The organism is Paraburkholderia sp. Tr-20389 (assembly GCF_017104565.1).
Lineage (GTDB): Bacteria > Pseudomonadota > Gammaproteobacteria > Burkholderiales > Burkholderiaceae > Paraburkholderia.
Map to the genome: position 1 here is coordinate 131,251 of NZ_JAAGPD010000007.1, position 16,696 is coordinate 147,946.

The following is a 16,696-nucleotide window of genomic DNA, read 5'->3' on the forward strand; positions in this document are numbered from 1 at the left end:
GTGCTCTAAAGGATCGGCGCGAACAGACGCGCAACGTGCATCAGCATGCGCCTCAGCGCCGGCGCGTTGCGATACTCGCTGCGGTCTATCTCGTACGATTCGGCGAAGTCGCGTAGCAGCATGTCTTCGACTTCGGCGGCGAACGCGTGATCCACCGTCAGCACCATGATCTCGAAGTTCAGGCGGAACGACCGGTTGTCGAGATTCGCGCTGCCGACGGCGGCCGCGACGTCGTCGATCAGCACCACCTTCTGATGCAGGAAACCCGGCCGGTAGCGGAAGATGCGCACGCCTGCGCGGATCGAGTCGAACGCGTAGAGCTTCGACGCTTCGAACACGACACGATGATCGCGCCGGCTCGGAATCAGGATGCGCACGTCGACGCCGCGCAGCGCCGCGAGCCGCAGCGCGGCGAACACGGCTTCGTCGGGCACGAGATAAGGCGTCGTGATCCAGATGCGCTCGCGCGCCGCATTGATCGCTTCGACGAAGAACAGCGAGCAGGTTTCCTGCTTGTCGGCGGGGCCCGTCGGCACGACGAGGCAGTGCATGTCGTCGTGGGAATCGACGGCCGGCGACTCGAGCTGCGGCAGATCCTGCGTGGCCCAGTACCAGTCTTCCGTGAACACGAACTGGATGCTGGCAACGGCGGGACCGCGCACCTCGATGTGCGTATCGCGCCACGGCGACAGAGGCGGCTTGCCGCCCAGATACTCGACGCCGACATTGTGTCCGCCGACAAACGCGCGCTGGCCGTCCACCACGACGATCTTGCGGTGATTGCGAAAGTTGAGCTGGAAACGGTTGACGAACTTCCGGTTGGTCGCGAACGGATGCATCTGCACGCCGCCTGCCAGCAGCGACGCGACATAGCGATGCGGCAGATCGAAGCTGCCGATGCTGTCGTACAGCACGTACACGCGCACGCCTTGCGCGGCCTTCGCGAGCAGCGCGTCCTTGAGCATCTCGCCGAGCGCATCGGCGCGCACGATGAAGAACTGCACGACGATGTAGCTTTGCGCGTGTTCGATCGCATCGAGAATCGCCGCGAACGTCGCTTCGCCGTTCACGAGCGTGCGCACGCTGTTGCCCGGCAGGAACGGCATGCCGGAAAGGCGCGTGAGCGAACGCACGAAGTGATGTCCGAGCGCTTCCGTCGGACGGCCTTGCGACGAGGCTTCCGTGTCCCATTCGGGCGGATGCGCGCGCGTGCGCAGCGTTTCGTTTTCGAGGCGGCGCGCGTCGGCGTAACCGGCGAACTTGCTGCGCCCGAGGAACAGATAGGGGACGAGCGTCAGATACGGCATCGCGACGAGCGACACCGCCCACGCGATCGCGCCTTGCGACGTGCGGGTATGCAGGATGGCATGGCACGCCGCGATCACGCCCAGCGCATGGGCGAGGAATACGAGCGTGCCGACGTGGAGCAGATCGAATTGCATAAGCGTGCGTGCGATGGCCGTCGCGCTGCGCGTGGTTGACTTCGTGGTTGTACTTCGCGGCGCCGGATGCAGGCGTCCAGTTCCAGCAGCGCTGGTCGCGCCCATCTTACCGAAAGCGCCCGCGTCGCGGTCGGCAGGCTGTCTGTATCCGCGGACCTACGCCGATGCATGTCGAATGTACACGCCCAAAAGCACACGACGCACGGCGCCCGGACAGGCAGCGTGCGTCGTGCGAGGCAGCGATCAGCCGCGTGCCGGCATCAGTTGGCGGGAAGGTCGCTGGCCTGGATCAGGAACACGTTGTCGTCGCCCGCGCTCGTCGACATCCACACGAGGTCGAGGCCGCCGAACGCCGCTTCGACATGCGCGCGCTCGTTGCCGATCTCGACGACCAGCACGCCGTCCTCGGTCAGCCAGTTGCGCGCGCTGGCGATGATGCGGCGCACGATGTCCATTCCGTCTTCGCCGCCCGCCAGCGCCATCTCGGGCTCGTGCTTGTACTCGGGCGGCAGCGCCTTCATCGATTCCGCGTTGACGTACGGCGGATTCGTGACGATCACGTCGTAGCGGCGCTCCGGCAGCGGCGTGAACAGGTCGCCTTCGAACAGCGCAATGCGCTCGTCGAGTTCGTACTCGTGGACATTGCGGGTCGCGACTTCGAGTGCGGCGGGCGACAGGTCGACGGCATCGATATCGGCATTCGGGAACGCGTACGCCGCGAGAATCGCGAGACAGCCGGAGCCGGTGCACAGTTCGAGCACCGCGCCGACCTGTTCGGGATCCTCGACATACGGCTGCAGACCATCCTGCAGCAGTTCGCCGATGAACGAACGCGGCACGATCACGCGCTCGTCGACATGAAAGCGATGGCCGTGCATCCACGCTTCCTGCGTGATGTAGGCGGCGGGCACGCGGTCTGTCGCGCGCCGTTCGACTACCTTCAGCACCGACTCGATTTCTTCGGGCGTCAGGCGCGCGTCGAGAAACGGTTCGAGTAGATCGATGGGCAGATGCAGCGTATGCAGCACGAGATACGCGGCTTCGTCATAAGCGTTCGACGAGCCGTGGCCGAACGCGAGTCCGGCCTGGTTGAAGCGCGACACCGCGTAGCGCAGCACGTCGCGAACCGTGGAAAACGGATGAGTCATGGTCGAGGCCCTCCGTCAGGCGATCAGTTGTTCGAGCACGCGTCGGTAGACGTTCTTGAGCGGCTCGATATGTGCGACTTCGATATGTTCGTCGATCTTGTGGATGCTCGCATTCAACGGACCGAATTCGATGACCTGTTTGCAGATCCGCGCGATGAAGCGGCCATCGGAAGTGCCGCCCGTCGTCGACAGTTCCGTCGCGATACCCGTTTCGTCGTGGATCGCCTTTTCGAGCGCGTTCGACAGCTCGCCGCGCGGCGTGAGAAAGGGCAGGCCGCTCACGGTCCACTTCAGATCGTAGTCGAGACCGTGTTTGTCGAGAATCTGATGCACGCGGCTTTGCAGGCCTTCGACCGTGCTCGCCGTCGAAAAACGGAAGTTGAACATCACCTCGGCGTGGCCGGGGATGATGTTGGTTGCACCCGTGCCGCTGTGCAGGTTCGATACCTGCCAGGTGGTGGGCGGGAAGTATTCGTTGCCTTCGTCCCAGTGCTCGGCGACCAGTTCGGCGAGCGCGGGCGCGAACAGATGCACCGGGTTCTTCGCCAGATGCGGATACGCGATGTGGCCTTGCACACCCTTCACGGTCAGCTTGCCCGACATGGAGCCGCGGCGGCCGTTCTTCACCATGTCGCCGAACTGCACGCTCGAGGTCGGTTCGCCCACGACGCAGTAGTCCATACGCTCGCCGCGCGCTTCGAGCGCATCGACGACCTTCACGGTGCCGTCCGTTGCCGGGCCTTCTTCGTCGCTGGTGATGAGCAGTGCAAGCGAGCCGCGATGCTGCGGATGCGCGGCTACGAACTCCTCGCTCGCGACCACGAAGCCGGCGATCGATGCTTTCATGTCGGCGGCGCCCCGGCCGTACAGCTTGCCGTCGCGATGGGTCGGCTCGAACGGCGCGGACGACCATTGTTCGACGGGGCCCGTCGGGACGACGTCGGTGTGGCCCGCGAACGCGAGCAGCTTGCCGTCCTTGCCCGCGGCGCCGCGTTTGACGGCCCACAGGTTCGTCACGCCGTTCGATTCGATCGTTTCGCATTCGAAGCCGATCGCGGACAGGCGCTCGACCAGAAGGCGCTGGCAGTTCTGGTCGTCGGGCGTCACGGACGCGCGGCCGATCAGGGTTTCGGTAAGGGCAAGAGTGCCGGACATCGATGCAGTTCCAAACTCAGGTGAAAAAATGCCGGCCCAGGAAGGCCGGCAACAACATAGGTACTTCGGCGAACGTGATGCGTGCGTTCAGACGAGCATTCAGGCGAACAGCGTCTCGTATTGCTCTGCGGAAAAGCCCAGCGTTTTCACGCGGCCGTTCACGACCAGTACGGGCCGCTTGATGATCGACGGCTTGTGGATCATCAGCGCGATCGCCCCGGCGGTGGTGTCGGCTTCCGCCTTGTGCACGTCCGACAGGCCGCGCCACGTCGTGCCGCGCTTGTTGATGAGCTGCTCCAGCGACACGTCCTTCAGCCAGTCTTGCACCAGCGCATTCGACACGCCCGCTTTCTTGAAGTCGTGAAACTCGAACTCGACGCCGTGCTCTTCGAGCCACACGCGGGCCTTCTTCACGGAGTCGCAGTTCGGAATGCCGTAGACGACGGTCGTCTTCGACGAAGCGCGCGCCATCAGTCGCCTCGCAGCAGTTCGTTCAAACCGACCTTCGCACGCGTCTTCGCGTCGACCTTCTTGACGATCACCGCGCAGTACAGGCTGTGCGAACCGTCCTTCGACGGCAGGTTGCCCGCGACCACCACCGAGCCCGCCGGAATGCGGCCGTACGACACTTCGCCCGTTTCGCGGTCGTAAATCTTCGTGCTCTGGCCGAGGTACACGCCCATCGAGATCACCGAGTTCTCTTCGACGATCACGCCTTCCACGACTTCCGAACGCGCGCCGATGAAGCAGTTGTCTTCGATGATGACGGGGTTGGCCTGCAGCGGCTCCAGCACGCCGCCGATGCCCACGCCGCCCGACAGGTGAACGTTCTTGCCGATCTGCGCGCACGAGCCGACGGTGGCCCACGTGTCGACCATCGTGCCTTCGTCGACGTAAGCGCCGATGTTGGTGTACGACGGCATCAGCACGACGTTCTTCGCGATGTACGAGCCGCGGCGCGCGATGGCGGGCGGCACGACGCGGAAGCCGCCTGCGGCGAAGTCTTCGGCCGTGTAGTTGGCGAACTTCGACGGCACCTTGTCGTAGAACTGGGAGTAGCCGCCGGCGGGCATCGGTGCGTTGTCTTCCAGGCGGAACGACAACAGCACGGCCTTCTTCAGCCACTGGTTGACGACCCAGTCGCCATCCTTCTTTTCCGCGACGCGCAGTGCGCCCTTGTCGAGCTGTTCGATTGCGTGCGCGACGGCATCGCGCACTTCGGCGGGCGCGGCCTTCGGCGACAGGTCGGCACGGTTGTCCCAGGCGGTATCGATGATCTGCTGAAGTTGTTGCGACATGTTCGTGGTGATCTTTCGAGAGAGTTGAAATCGGAAAGCGGATGAGAGCGGAGCGCTGCGGCGGCGCTCCTGCAGCGTATGACTCTGCCGGTTCAGCCTTGCAGCGAGCGGCAGAAATCGACGATGCGCTGCACGCCCTCCGTGCATTCGTCGACGCCCGCGACCAGCGCGAGGCGGACGAAATCGCGGCCGGGGTTCGTGTCGTGCGCGGTGCGCGCGAGATACGAACCGGGCAGAACCGTCACATTATAGTCGGCGTACAGGCGCTGGGCGAACGCGGTATCCGAGAGCCCCGTGCGCGCGACGTTCGCCCATAGATAGAACGCGGCGTCGGGCAGCTTGACGTCGAGCACACCGGCGAGCATCGGCGTCACCGTCGAAAACTTCTGCACGTACATCGCGCGGTTTTCGCGCACGTGCGTTTCGTCGTTCCAGGCGGCGATGCTGGCCGTCTGATAGACGGTCGACAGCGCCGCGCCGTGATAGGTGCGGTACAGCAGGAACTGCTTGAGGATCGACGCATCGCCCGCGACGAAGCCCGAGCGCATGCCCGGCACGTTCGAGCGCTTCGACAGGCTCGACAGCATCACGAGCCGCTCGAAGCCGCGGCCGAGCTTGTGCGCCGCTTCCAGCCCGCCGAGGGGCGGCCGCGATTCGTCGAAATAGATCTCGGAGTAGCATTCATCGGACGCGATCACGAAGCCGTGACGGTCCGACAGATCGAACAGTTCGCGCCAGTCGTCGAGCGTCAGCACGGCGCCCGTCGGGTTGCCGGGCGAACAGACGTACAGCAGCTGCGTGCGTGCCCAGACGTCGCCGGGGATGGCCGAGTAGTCGCAGGCGAAGTTGCGCTTCGGGTCGCTGTTGGCGAAGTACGGCTGCGCGCCCGCCAGCAGCGCCGCGCCTTCGTAGATTTGATAGAACGGGTTCGGACAGAGTACGATCGCAGGCTCGCCGCCGGCGTTTTTCTTCGGGTCGATCACCGTCTGCGCAAGCGCGAACAGCGCCTCGCGCGAGCCTGCCACGGGCAGCACCTGCGTGGCGGCGTCGACGGGCGGCAGGTTGTAGCGCGTCGTGACCCACTTCGCGATCGCCTCGCGCAGCGCCGGTGCGCCGACGGTGGCCGGATAGGCCGCGAGACCGCCGAGCGAATCGATCACCGCGTTGCGGATCAGTTCGGGCGTCGGATGTTTCGGTTCGCCGATCCCGAAGCTGATGTGCGGGAGGTGCGCAGGCGGCGTGACGTCCTTGAAGAGCAGGCGCAGCTTTTCGAAGGGATAAGGCTGAAGGGAGTCGAGTAGCGGGTTCACTTGGCGGTTCGGGCGTGGGTTCGGCGTGACTGACGCAGGTGAAGGCGGCGCGCGGCGGCCATCAGCGCGAAGGCCGGATGCGTTGGCATCCCGGCGGCTGACGGCACGGGCGACGAGTGACCGATTATAGCGTGTCGGGCAGCCACGGCACGGCGCATCGTCCGATTGGACAAGGCTTTGCGGTGCCGATGGCACGCACGCCGCGATGGCGCGAAGGACATGAACGGCGCGATGCGCGCGTCGCGTCGAAAATAACTGGAGACGCAATGCGGGCGGTATCCCGACGTAACGATAAAGCATTCAGCGGCAACGGCCGGCAGCGACTACGCGCCGCCGTTCTCAGCAACACACGAGGCAGACAGGCAATGCAACACAGGCTGGACATCGGCGGGAGCGCCGCACGATGAATCTCTCGCTTCGCAATGCGTGGCCCACGCTCGCCATCATGATGGGCGCGTCCGTATGGGGCATGGTCTGGTATCCGCTGCGCATGCTCAACGCGCTCGGCGTGACGGGCACGGCAGCGAGCGCGCTGACGAGCGGCGCCGGCTGCCTGTTCGTGCTGCTGGTGCGGCGCAGTGCGATCAAAACGGTGCGCTGGCACTGGCTGCTGCCCGCGCTCGCGCTGTTCGCCGGTATCACGAACCTCGGCTTCGTATGGGGCGCGATTCACGGCCAGGTGATGCGCGTGCTGCTGCTGTTCTATCTGACGCCCGCCTGGACCGCGTTGTTCGCGCATTTCATCCTGCACGAACGGCTGACGTGGTCGGGCGCCGGGCTCGCGGCGCTGTCGCTGGCGGGCGCGATGATGATGCTGTGGTCGCCGCAACTGGGGCTGCCCGTGCCCGGCAGCCTGGCCGAATGGGCGGGGCTCGCGGCGGGGATGTCGTTCGCAATGAGCAACGTGCTGATCCTCAAGACGAGCCGCGAGTTGCCGGACATGCGCGCCGAGATGCGCACGGCCGTGATTTTCGGCGGCGCGGCGATCTTCGGCGCGTGCGCATCGTTCTTCGAATCGATGCCGGCTGCGCCCGCGGGCGCGCACGTCGGCGAGGTCATGCTGCTCGTGCTCGGGATCGGCTTCGTGCTCGCGACCAACAACATGCTCGTGCAGTACGGGCTCGCGCGCGTGCCGGCGAATCGCGCGTCGATCATCATGCTGTTCGAGATCGTCGTGACGGCGCTCACGGCGTGGCTGTTCGCCGGCGAAGTGCCCGGCCCGCGCGAATGGGCGGGCGGCGCGTGCATCGTGCTGGCCTCGGCGCTGTCGAGTTGGGTGCATCGCGCGAAGCCCGGCGCAGCGGCGGGCGCCGAAGGAACTGGCAACCCGGAGGACAACCCCGACGCAAACCGGGATGGCAACGGTAAGAATCGCCCACGCGCGATGGTATGATTGCCCCTCATTGGCCAGCGGTGCAGCGTAGGGCGCGCCGCGGCGCCGGAATCGCAGCGGGCTCGCGCCACGTTGTGCCGCTTGACGGGCAGGGAGCCGCAGGCGGTTCGCACATCGAACCCGCGCGTTCCGTTTCCATAAATTATTTTCAAACAGCGATATCGCCGTGCGTCTGACCTCGATCAAACTCGCTGGCTTCAAGTCATTCGTCGATCCCACGCATTTCCAGGTTCCGGGCCAGCTTGTCGGCGTGGTCGGTCCCAACGGTTGCGGCAAGTCCAACATCATCGATGCCGTGCGCTGGGTGCTCGGCGAATCGCGCGCCTCGGAGCTGCGCGGCGAGTCGATGCAGGACGTGATCTTCAACGGCTCGACGGCCCGCAAGCCGGGTAGCCGCGCCAGCGTCGAACTCGTATTCGACAACGCCGACGGCCGTGCCGCCGGCCAGTGGGGCCAGTATGCCGAAATCGCCGTCAAACGCGTGCTCACGCGCGACGGCACCTCGAGCTACTACATCAACAATCTTCCGGCACGCCGCCGCGACATCCAGGACATCTTCCTCGGCACGGGCCTCGGGCCGCGCGCCTACGCGATCATCGGACAGGGCATGATCTCGCGGATCATCGAGGCGAAGCCCGAAGAGCTGCGCGTGTTCCTCGAAGAAGCCGCGGGCGTGTCGAAGTACAAGGAACGTCGCCGCGAAACCGAGAACCGTCTGCACGACACGCGCGAGAATCTGACGCGCGTCGAAGATATCGTCCGCGAACTCACGACGAATCTGGAAAAGCTCGAAGCGCAGGCCGTCGTCGCAACGAAGTTCAAGGATCTGCAGGCCGAAGGCGAAGAGAAGCAGCGTCTGTTGTGGCTGCTGCGCAGGAACGAAGCGGGCACCGAGCAGGACAAGCAGAAGCGCGCGATCGAACAGGCGCAGATCGACCTCGAAGCGCACACCGCGAAACTGCGCGAAGTCGAAGCGCAACTGGAAACGCTGCGCGTCGCGCACTATTCGGCCAGCGACGCGATGCAGGGCGCGCAAGGCGCGCTCTACGAAGCGAACGCCGAGGTGAGCCGCCTCGAAGCCGAAATCAAGTTCATCGTCGAGTCGCGCAACCGTGTGCAGGCGCAGATCGCCGCGTTGACGGCGCAGCGCGAGCAGTGGCTCGTGCAGGCGCAGAAAGCGCAGGACGATCTCGAAGACGCGGAAATCCAGCTCGGCGAAGGCGAAGAGAAGGCCGTCATCGCCGAAGAGGCGGCGGCCGCGAAGCACGACGCGATGCCCGCGCTCGAAGCGCGTTGGCGCGATGCGCAGTCGCAGCTGAACGAGGAACGCGCCGGCATCGCGCAGACCGAGCAGTCGATCAAGCTCGAAGCCGCGCATCAGCGCAACGCCGACCAGCAATTGCAGCAGTTGCAGCAGCGCCAGGAGCGTCTGAAGACGGAAGCGGGCGGCCTCGATGCGCCGGACGAAGCGCAGCTCGAAGAACTGCGCATGCAGCTCGCCGAGCACGAAGAAATTCTGCGCGAAGCACAGGAACGCCTCGCCGACGCGCAGGACACGCTGCCGCGTCTCGACGGCGAGCGCCGCGCCGCGCAGGAGCGCGTGCAGGCCGAAAGCGCGCAGATCCATCAGCTCGAAGCGCGCCTCGCCGCATTGCGCCAGTTGCAGGAGAACGTGCAGACGGAAGGCAAGATCCAGCCATGGCTCGACAAGCACGAGCTGGGCGCGCTGCCGCGTCTGTGGAAGAAGCTGCATGTCGAAGCCGGTTGGGAAACCGCGCTCGAATCGGTGCTGCGCGAGCGCCTTGCCGCGCTGGAAGTGTCGAACCTCGACTGGGTGAAACACTTCGTCAGCGACGCGCCGCCCGCGAAGCTGGCGTTCTACGCGCCGCCGGCGGCAGGGCAGCCCGTCGCGGCGCCGGCGTCGCTGCGGCCGCTGCTGTCGCTGGTGCGAATCGACGATGCCGGCATCCGCGCCGTGCTCAACGACTGGCTCGGTAACGCATTCGTCGCTGACGATCTGCCGCAGGCACTGTCGATGCGCGCGCAATTGCCGGAAGGCGGCGCGTTCGTCGTCAAGGCGGGCCACGTGGTGACGCGCGTCGGCGTGCAGTTGTACGCGGCGGATTCCGAGCAGGCGGGCATGCTCGCGCGCCAGCAGGAAATCGAAAACCTCACGCGTCAGGTGCGCGCGCAGGCGTTGCTCGCCGAAGAGGCGAAGGCAGCGGCGATTCGCGCGGAAGCCGCGCATACGCAGGCTTCGAATGCGTTGGCCGAAGTGCGCCAGCAAGCCGAACGCGCGACCCAGCGCGTTCACGCGCTGCAAATGGACGTGCTCAAGCTCACGCAGGCGCACGAGCGCTACACGCAGCGCAGCACGCAGATCAGCGAGGAACTCGAAGAGATCACCGCGCAGGTCGACGAGCAGCGTGCGTTGCGCGCGGAGTCGGAAGCGAACTTCGAGCGGCACGATGCCGAACTCGCCGAATTGCAGGCGCGTTTCGAAGACAATCAGCTCGCGTTCGAATCGCTCGACGAAGAACTGAGCAACGCGCGCAACGGCGCGCGCGATCTCGACCGCGCCGCCACCGATGCGCGCTTCGCCGCACGCAACATGGCGAACCGGATCGACGAACTGAAGCGCAGCATTCAGGTCGCGCACGAGCAGAGCGAACGCGTGGCCGGCTCGCTCGAAGACGCGCGCGCGGAACTCGAAACGATCAACGAGCAGACGGCGCATACAGGCCTGCAGGACGCGCTGGATATTCGCCGTGTGAAGGAAGAAGCGCTGCACGCTGCGCGTCTCGAACTTGACGATCTGACCGCGAAGCTGCGTGCATCGGACGAACTGCGTCTGACGACGGAGCGCTCGTTGCAGCCGCTGCGTGACCGCATCACCGAGTTGCAACTGAAAGAGCAGGCCGCGCGCCTGAACGCCGAGCAGTTCATCGAACAACTGACGGCCGCGGGCGTCGACGAAGCCGAACTTCAGGCGAAGCTCACGCCGGACATGAAGCCGTCGTACCTGCAGGGCGAAGTGACGCGCATCAACAACGCGATCGCGGCGCTCGGTCCCGTCAACATGGCCGCGCTCGACGAGCTGAAGGCGGCGAAGGAACGCAAGACGTTCCTCGACGCACAATCGGCCGACCTGACGAACGCAATCGAAACGCTCGAAGACGCGATCCGCAAGATCGACCAGGAAACGCGCACGCTGCTGCAAGGCACGTTCGACCAGGTGAATCACCATTTCGGCGAGCTGTTCCCGCGTCTGTTCGGCGGCGGCCAGGCGAAGCTGATCATGACGGGCGACGAGATTCTCGATGCCGGCGTGCAGGTAATGGCACAGCCGCCGGGCAAGAAGAACTCGACGATTCACCTGCTGTCGGGCGGCGAAAAGGCGCTCACGGCGACGGCTCTCGTGTTCGCGATGTTCCAGCTGAATCCGGCGCCGTTCTGTCTGCTGGACGAGGTGGACGCGCCGCTCGACGACGCGAACACCGAGCGTTTCGCGAACCTTGTGCGCGCGATGTCGGACAAAACACAGTTCCTGTTCATTTCCCACAACAAGATCGCGATGGAAATGGCGCAGCAACTGATCGGGGTGACGATGCAGGAGCAGGGCGTCTCGCGGATCGTGGCTGTCGACATGGAAACGGCTGCGGGATTTGCCCAGAATATCGTTTAAACGTCCACCCGTGCGTCGTCCGGCGTGATGCCGGGCCGCGTGCGGGTGTTGCTGAAACAGAATTGATCTCGCTGCGCGCCTTCGCCCGCAGCGGCGGCGCGTGTCACCTTGGGTGCCGCCTGCCAGCCGCGCGAACCCGGCACGATGCGCAACGACAAAAAGAATTGCAGATGGAGCGTGCATGGATGAGTTGACACTCGGTTTGATCGGCGCGGGCGCCGTGGTGGTCGGGGGTGTGGTGGTCTACAACGCGTGGCAGGGCGCCAAGGTGCGCCGCAAGATGCCGCGTCCGATGCCCGCCGATGCGGCAGAACCGCTCGCCCGGGAAGACCCGGACGAGCAGAGCCCCTTTATCGAGCCGGCGCGTCCGACGACGCGCCGCGAGTCCGCGCCGGGCGAGCAGGCTGAAGTCGCGCGGGTCGAGCCGACCTTCGGCGGCGCCGCGCCACTCGATACGCCGGCCGACATCCAGGCCGAGAACACCTCGCCCAACGGCTTCCCGGAAGAGGAAGAGGCCGTGCAGCCCGCAGGCGAACAGGTCGCGGAGGACGAGCGCAGCGAGCCGATCCTGCCCGCGGCAACGACCATTTCTTCCGCGCCGCCCGCCATCGTCGATCGCCGGATCGACTGCATCGTGCCCGTCAGGCTGTCTGCATCCGTCATGGGCGACAAGGTGCTGCCGCTCGCGCAGCGTCTGCGTCGTGCGGGCAGCAAGCCGGTGCATATCGAAGGCAAGCCGGAAGGCGGCGCATGGGAGCTGCTGCAAAACGGCGTGCGCTACGAAGAGCTGCGCGCGGCCGCGCAGCTCGCGAATCGCAGCGGTCCGCTCAACGAACTGGAGTTCTCCGAGTTCGTGACGGGTGTCCAGCAGTTCGCGGATGCGCTCGACGCCTCGCCCGAGTTTCCGGACATGATGGAAACGGTGTCGATGGCGCGCGAACTGGACGGCTTTGCTGCGCAGTGCGACGCGCAGTTGTCGATCAACGTGCTGTCCGACGGCGCGCCATGGTCGGCGAACTACGTGCAGGCGGTCGCGTCGCAGGACGGACTGCTGCTGTCGCGCGACGGCACCCGCTTCGTCAAGCTCGATGGGAAGCAAAGCCCCGTCTTCATGCTGCAGTTCGGCGACACCAACTTCCTGCGCGATGACCTCACGTACAAGGGCGGCCAGATGATCACGCTGGTACTCGACGTGCCCGTTGCCGATGAAGACATTCTGCCGTTCCGTCTGATGTGCGATTACGCGAAGTCGCTGGCCGAGCGCATTGGCGGGCGAGTGGTCGACGACGGACGCCGGCCGCTGCCCGAGAGCGCGTTGCTCGCCATCGAAAAGCAGTTGATGACGCTGTATGCGAAGCTCGAGCAGGCAGGCATTCCGGCCGGCTCGCCCGCGACGCGGCGATTGTTCAGCCAGTAAGCGCAGCCAGCAAGCTGCCTGGCGCTGCTTCTGCCGCCACCGATGAACCGCCTGATGCATGTCGTTGCTTCAGGCGGTTTTCATTTGAGCCTTCCTGTTCGCGATCGCGCCGTGCCGTGTAGTGCGGCCCGCATCGACCTCATCCCACATCGTCCTGCCACGGCTGACCGCTGATCCACGCCTTGATCGCGGTGACCACGGCCTCATCCCTTCCATAGAAACCGTGATGCGACAGCGCCTCGCAGGGTTCGCCGCGCGCGTCGCCGCCATGCACGGTGATCAACGCGTACTGGCTGCTCTCGGCAATGCGTCTGAGCGCTTCGTATGAACAGAGGAAGCAGCCGTCGTCGGCGTGATGCACGAAGAGCTGACGCGCATGGATCGCGCCGTAGTCGAACCCGATCAGCGGCGTGGCCTGGCCGCGTGCCGGGCTGCTGAGCGTCGACGTATGCACGACGGCGTCCCATACGTCGGGCAACGCGCGGCCCGCATAGGCCGTGGAGATCGTGCCGCGACTGGTGCCGACCAGCACGAGCTTCGCCTGCGGAAAGCGCTTGCGCAGATCCGCTGCAATCTGCGCGAGATCCTGAGCGGCGCGCGGCGACGCGCGGAACGCATCCGAGTAACCGCCGGGTTGATCGGACGGCGCATCGACGATGGCCGTCGCGAACTGGTCATCGACAAACAGGTGCCGTGCGCGAATCAGAAAGTTGTTCTTCTCGCGCAGACGGATCGCGCCGTCGGGCTGTTGCGACAGTTCGAGATTGCCCTTGCTGCCCGGCAGCATCACCAGTACCCAGTGCGGCTGGCTGCCATCCTGTTGCGTCAGCAGATAGGCGATGGACGCGCCTTGCGCGAGCGGCACGTCGATCACCTGTTCGCCGGCGATTGCGTCGGCTGGCCGCAAGACGGCGAGCACGGCCAGCAGCCAGAACAGGCGGCACATGAAACGGAGAGCGGAGGCGGACATAACGATGGATTCTCCCGGTCGATGCGTGCCCGTGTGGGTGGTCGGCACGCGATGGACGGCAGACCACACGGTCGCATTGCGGGTCGCGCGCTGTCAACGATTTGCACGTGAACTGGCCGATCGGCCAGGACGTGTAGGAATGCGTGGCGGTTGGGTTTGCGCGCGTACGAAACTGGCCATCCGGCCGATGCGACAGAAAGCGCTTCCTGAGATAATCTGACATCCCGTTACTCTTGCCGAAACGCCGACAGCATGGCCCGAACCCAAGTCCCTGATCCTGCAACCAGCGCACCTGCCGAGCGGGCGTTGTGGCTGCGCGACGAACTCGAGCGCGCGAACCACGCGTACTACGTGCTCGACCAGCCGGACTTGCCCGACGCGGAATACGACAGGCTGTTCAAGGAACTGCAACAGATCGAAAGCGAGCATCCCGATCTGATCACACCGGATTCGCCGACGCAGCGGGTCGGTGGCGAGGTGGCGAGCGGCTTTCAGCCCGTCGTGCACGACCTGCCGATGCTGTCGCTGAACAACGGCTTCTCGGACGAAGACATCGCGGCCTTCGACAAGCGCGTATCGGACGCGCTGCACCACACGCCCATCGACTACGCGTGCGAACTGAAATTCGACGGACTGGCCATTTCGCTGCGCTATGTGGATGGCCAGTTCACCCAGGCAGCGACGCGCGGCGACGGCGCGACGGGCGAAGACGTGACGGAGAACGTGCGCACCATTCGTTCGATTCCCCTCAAGCTCAAGGGCAAGCACGTGCCGAAGCTGATCGACGTGCGCGGCGAAGTGCTGATGTTCAAACGCGATTTCGACAAGCTGAACCAGCGCCAGCGCGACGCGGGCCAGCGCGAGTTCGCCAACCCGCGCAACGCGGCGGCGGGCAGTCTGCGCCAGCTCGATCCGAAGATGACGGCGCAGCGTCCGCTGTCGTTCTTCGCGTATGGGATTGGCGTGCTCGACGGCATCGAGATGCCTGCCACGCACAGCGAACTGCTCGACTGGTATCACGAGATGGGCTTGCCCGTGAACAGCGAGCGCGCCGTGGTGCAGGGCGCCGAAGGCGTGCTGGGATTCTTCCATAAGGTCGGCGAGAAACGCGACAAGCTGCCGTACGACATCGACGGTGTCGTATACAAGGTGAACCGCCGCGACCAGCAGGACACGCTCGGCTTCGTGTCGCGCGCGCCTCGCTTCGCGCTCGCGCACAAGTTTCCCGCACAGGAAGCGCTGACGAAGCTGATCGCCATCGACGTGCAGGTCGGCCGGACGGGCGCGATCACGCCCGTCGCGCGGCTCGAGCCTGTGTTCGTCGGCGGTGCGACCGTAACGAACGCGACGCTGCACAACGAGGATGAAGTGCGCCGCAAGGACATCCGCATCGGCGACACCGTGATCGTGCGGCGTGCGGGCGACGTGATTCCCGAGGTGGTCGGCGCGTTGCTCGAACGGCGCCCGGCCGACGCCCGCGAGTTCATCATGCCGACGCAATGTCCCGTATGTGATTCCGCGATCGAACGTCTGCCGGACGAGGCGATCGCGCGCTGCTCGGGCGGGCTGTTCTGCCCGGCGCAGCGCAAGCAGGCGCTGTGGCATTTCGCGCAGCGCCGCGCGCTGGACATCGACGGCCTCGGAGAAAAGATCATCGACCAGCTGGTCGACCTCAATCTGGTGCGCACGCCGGCCGATCTCTTCAACCTGGGCTTCGCGACGCTCGCCGAACTCGACCGCTTCGCCGAGAAGTCGGCGCAGAACCTCATCGACTCGCTGGAGAAGGCCAAACACACTACACTGGCGCGCTTCATCTATGCGCTCGGTATCCGGCATGTCGGCGAATCGACTGCGAAAGATCTGGCGAAGCACTTCGGTTCGCTCGATCCCATCATGAGCGCGACCGTCGAAGAACTGCTCGAAGTGAACGACGTCGGCCCCATCGTTGCGGAGGCGCTCCACCAGTTCTTCGCCGAAGAGCACAACCGTACCGTGATCGAACAGTTGCGTGCGCCCGGCAAGGTCACATGGACTGAAGGTCCGCCCGCGCCGAAAGCGCCACAGGGCGTGCTGGCGGGCAAGACGGTCGTGCTGACGGGTACGCTGCCCAACATGGGTCGCGACGAAGCGAAAGAGTTGCTGGAGGCGGCCGGCGCGAAGGTGGCCGGTTCGGTATCGAAGAAGACCGATTACGTGGTGGCCGGTGCGGAAGCGGGCAGCAAGCTTGCGAAAGCCGAGGAACTTGGCATCCCCGTGCTCGACGAAGATGGTATGCGTAAGCTCCTGGAGGGGCACACAACATGATCCACGACATCCTCAAGATGGGCGACCCGCGCCTGTTGCGCATCGCCAAGCCGGTCGATCATTTCGACACGCCCGAGTTGCATGAACTCGTGCGCGACATGTTCGAAACGATGCACGACGCGAACGGTGCCGGGCTCGCGGCGCCGCAGATCGGCGTCGACCTGCAGGTCGTGATCTTCGGTTTCGGCCACAACGAGCGTTATCCCGATGCGCCGTCCGTACCGGAAACGGTGCTGATCAATCCGACCATCACGCCTGTTTCGCTGGATACGGAAGAGGGCTGGGAAGGGTGTCTGTCGGTGCCGGGTCTGCGCGGCGCGGTGAGCCGCCTGTCGATGATCCGCTATCACGGCTTCGATCAGTTCGGCAAACCGATCGACCGCGTCGCCGAGGGTTTTCATGCGCGCGTCGTCCAGCATGAATGCGATCACTTGATCGGCAAGCTCTATCCGATGCGAATCACGGATTTCGCGAAGTTCGGCTTTACCGAGGTGCTGTTTCCCGACCTCGATCCGAAAGCCGACGATTGAGCTTCAGATGCCGATAAAAAAGCCCGCAACCAGTCGGTTCGCGG

12 protein-coding genes are annotated in these 16,696 nt (G+C 65.1%); 5 read left to right on the plus strand and 7 right to left on the minus strand.

The features are described 5' to 3' along the window. Positions 1-5 precede the first annotated feature (5 nt). From cls to dapC, 6 genes are all read right to left on the minus strand, one after another. The gene (gene cls, locus G3N95_RS10885; protein ID WP_205969995.1) at positions 6-1,442 is read right to left on the minus strand and encodes a cardiolipin synthase; all 1,437 of its coding nucleotides are present in this window, start codon (positions 1,440-1,442) and stop codon (positions 6-8) included. A 260-nt stretch (positions 1,443-1,702) separates the two neighbouring features. Next, positions 1,703-2,590 carry a 50S ribosomal protein L3 N(5)-glutamine methyltransferase gene (prmB, locus tag G3N95_RS10890; RefSeq protein ID WP_205969996.1) on the minus strand — a complete coding sequence of 296 codons (888 nt, stop codon included), beginning with the start codon at positions 2,588-2,590 and terminating at the stop codon, positions 1,703-1,705. A 15-nt stretch (positions 2,591-2,605) separates the two neighbouring features. Beyond that, positions 2,606-3,745: a succinyl-diaminopimelate desuccinylase gene (gene dapE / locus G3N95_RS10895; RefSeq protein WP_205969997.1), complete on the minus strand. Its 1,140-nt coding sequence runs from the start codon at positions 3,743-3,745 to the stop codon at positions 2,606-2,608. A 99-nt stretch (positions 3,746-3,844) separates the two neighbouring features. Next, positions 3,845-4,216 (minus strand): ArsC family reductase, encoded by a 372-nt coding sequence (locus tag G3N95_RS10900; protein ID WP_205969998.1) that lies wholly within the window; start codon positions 4,214-4,216, stop codon positions 3,845-3,847. Then, on the minus strand, positions 4,216-5,043 hold the full coding sequence (dapD, locus tag G3N95_RS10905; RefSeq protein ID WP_205969999.1) for a 2,3,4,5-tetrahydropyridine-2,6-dicarboxylate N-succinyltransferase: 828 nt from the start codon (positions 5,041-5,043) through the stop codon (positions 4,216-4,218). The genes G3N95_RS10900 and dapD overlap by 1 nt, the downstream gene beginning before the upstream one ends. Before the next feature lie 92 nt (positions 5,044-5,135). Continuing rightward, entirely contained in the window at positions 5,136-6,353 is a 1,218-nt protein-coding gene (dapC, locus tag G3N95_RS10910) for a succinyldiaminopimelate transaminase (protein ID WP_205970000.1), read from the minus strand. A gap of 403 nt (positions 6,354-6,756) precedes the next feature. On the opposite strand from dapC, the gene G3N95_RS10915 reads away from it, so the two are divergent. The 3 genes from G3N95_RS10915 to G3N95_RS10925 all read left to right on the plus strand — a co-directional run bounded on the left by G3N95_RS10915 (position 6,757) and on the right by G3N95_RS10925 (position 12,848). Next, positions 6,757-7,746 carry a DMT family transporter gene (locus G3N95_RS10915; protein ID WP_205970001.1) on the plus strand — a complete coding sequence of 330 codons (990 nt, stop codon included), beginning with the start codon at positions 6,757-6,759 and terminating at the stop codon, positions 7,744-7,746. A 166-nt stretch (positions 7,747-7,912) separates the two neighbouring features. Beyond that, complete coding sequence (smc, locus tag G3N95_RS10920) at positions 7,913-11,431, plus strand: chromosome segregation protein SMC (RefSeq protein ID WP_205970002.1); 3,519 nt, start codon at positions 7,913-7,915, stop codon at positions 11,429-11,431. Between the two features lie 181 nt (positions 11,432-11,612). After that, positions 11,613-12,848, plus strand: a complete 1,236-nt coding sequence (locus tag G3N95_RS10925; protein ID WP_205970003.1) for a cell division protein ZipA C-terminal FtsZ-binding domain-containing protein — start codon at positions 11,613-11,615, stop codon at positions 12,846-12,848. A 139-nt stretch (positions 12,849-12,987) separates the two neighbouring features. Here G3N95_RS10925 and G3N95_RS10930 read toward each other — a convergent pair whose 3' ends face one another. Then, positions 12,988-13,818: a hypothetical protein gene (locus tag G3N95_RS10930; protein ID WP_205970004.1), complete on the minus strand. Its 831-nt coding sequence runs from the start codon at positions 13,816-13,818 to the stop codon at positions 12,988-12,990. A 252-nt stretch (positions 13,819-14,070) separates the two neighbouring features. Here G3N95_RS10930 and ligA point away from each other — a divergent pair, with 252 nt between their 5' ends. Together ligA and def are read left to right on the plus strand one after the other, a co-directional pair. Beyond that, a complete protein-coding gene (gene ligA, locus G3N95_RS10935) occupies positions 14,071-16,122 on the plus strand; it encodes an NAD-dependent DNA ligase LigA (protein ID WP_205970005.1) in 2,052 nt (683 codons plus the stop codon). Beyond that, positions 16,119-16,652 carry a peptide deformylase gene (gene def / locus G3N95_RS10940; protein WP_205970006.1) on the plus strand — a complete coding sequence of 178 codons (534 nt, stop codon included), beginning with the start codon at positions 16,119-16,121 and terminating at the stop codon, positions 16,650-16,652. The genes ligA and def overlap by 4 nt, the downstream gene beginning before the upstream one ends. The last annotated feature ends 44 nt before the right edge of the window (positions 16,653-16,696 follow it).

Bases quoted from the DNA above. Each gene is read 5' to 3' on its own strand.
- cls (WP_205969995.1), bottom strand. From the start codon at position 1,442: ATGCAATTCGATCTGCTCCACGTCGGCACGCTCGTATTCCTCGCCCAT.
- prmB (WP_205969996.1), bottom strand. From the start codon at position 2,590: ATGACTCATCCGTTTTCCACGGTTCGCGACGTGCTGCGCTACGCGGTG.
- dapE (WP_205969997.1), bottom strand. From the start codon at position 3,745: ATGTCCGGCACTCTTGCCCTTACCGAAACCCTGATCGGCCGCGCGTCC.
- G3N95_RS10900 (WP_205969998.1), bottom strand. From the start codon at position 4,216: ATGGCGCGCGCTTCGTCGAAGACGACCGTCGTCTACGGCATTCCGAAC.
- dapD (WP_205969999.1), bottom strand. From the start codon at position 5,043: ATGTCGCAACAACTTCAGCAGATCATCGATACCGCCTGGGACAACCGT.
- G3N95_RS10915 (WP_205970001.1), top strand. From the start codon at position 6,757: ATGAATCTCTCGCTTCGCAATGCGTGGCCCACGCTCGCCATCATGATG.
- G3N95_RS10925 (WP_205970003.1), top strand. From the start codon at position 11,613: ATGGATGAGTTGACACTCGGTTTGATCGGCGCGGGCGCCGTGGTGGTC.
- G3N95_RS10930 (WP_205970004.1), bottom strand. From the start codon at position 13,818: ATGTCCGCCTCCGCTCTCCGTTTCATGTGCCGCCTGTTCTGGCTGCTG.
- ligA (WP_205970005.1), top strand. From the start codon at position 14,071: ATGGCCCGAACCCAAGTCCCTGATCCTGCAACCAGCGCACCTGCCGAG.
- def (WP_205970006.1), top strand. From the start codon at position 16,119: ATGATCCACGACATCCTCAAGATGGGCGACCCGCGCCTGTTGCGCATC.